Origin of the sequence: Pseudomonas sp. BJa3 (assembly GCF_026343815.1) — a bacterium.
GTDB classification, from domain to species: Bacteria; Pseudomonadota; Gammaproteobacteria; order Pseudomonadales; family Pseudomonadaceae; genus Aquipseudomonas; species Aquipseudomonas soli.
In genome coordinates this window covers 1-241 of record NZ_JAOXMC010000501.1, presented here as the reverse complement: position 1 = coordinate 241, position 241 = coordinate 1, and the positions used below count along the sequence as shown (strand labels likewise).

The 241-nt window shown below is 71.0% G+C and carries 1 pseudogene; it reads left to right on the top strand.

Going from position 1 to position 241, the window contains the following annotated elements:
* Window positions 1-241: pseudogene (locus tag OH705_RS28565) on the top strand (hypothetical protein); the annotation flags it as partial.

The window sequence follows — 241 nt, the reverse complement described above, 5'->3', positions numbered from 1 at the left end:
CGGCTATCACCGCGACCTGCAGGCCAGCAAGGGCGCGATCTTTCACGGTTTCGGCCGCGGCTTGCCGGCGCTCGAACTGCTGCCCGCGCTGCTCGCGAACCTGGAGTGGCGCGAAGACCGCCTGCGTGCGGCGATCGATTCGGGCATGTACGCCACGGACGTGGCCGTGGAAGCAGCCGTGGCCGGTGTGCCGTTCCGCGAAGCCTACAAGGCCGCTGCGGCATCCGCGGACAGCGCGGGC